The organism is Microbacterium sp. P26, from assembly GCF_023712585.1.
GTDB lineage: Bacteria > Actinomycetota > Actinomycetes > Actinomycetales > Microbacteriaceae > Microbacterium > Microbacterium algihabitans_A.
Window position 1 is genome coordinate 1 of the sequence record NZ_JAMAXZ010000014.1, and the last position, 593, is coordinate 593.

1 protein-coding gene is annotated in these 593 nt (G+C 71.5%); it reads left to right on the forward strand.

Going from position 1 to position 593, the window contains the following annotated elements; translation table 11 throughout:
* Positions 1-592: HNH endonuclease (locus M3667_RS16530; protein ID WP_251509616.1), on the forward strand; the 592-nt coding region annotated here is incomplete at its 5' end.
* Position 593 lies beyond the last annotated feature (1 nt).

Sequence of the window (593 nt, forward strand, 5' to 3'; positions counted from 1 at the left end):
CCCCACCCGCACCGACGACGGCCCCGGCACCCTCGGCACCATCCGCGCCCGCGTCCAGATCGTCGTCCCCGCCCTCACCATCCTCGACCCCACCCGAGAAAACCACGACCCCGCCGAACTCATCGGCCACGGCCCCATCGACGCCCACACCGCCCGCACCCTCGCCGAAACCACCCCCACCCCCTGGGACCGCATCCTCACCCACCCCCTCACCGGGGCAGTCCTGCACACCGACACCTACCACCGCACCACCGCCATCGACCGCCACCTCCGCGCCCGCGACCGCCACTGCCGCTGGCCCGGCTGCACCACCCCCGCCATCCGCTGCGAAGTCGACCACACCCACGACCACGCCACAGGCGGCAAAACCACCATCACCAACCTCGCCCACCTCTGCCAACGCCACCACACCCAAAAGCAGTTCACCCGCTGGCAGGTTCGACAACTCCCCGGCGGGATCCTCACATGGACCTCCCCCACCGGCCGCACCTACACCGACGAACCCCTCCCCTACTCCCCCGCCGTCCGCTTCACCCCCGACGACCCACCCCCACCCGACCCCGACGACAACGGCACACCCCCACCCTTCTGAC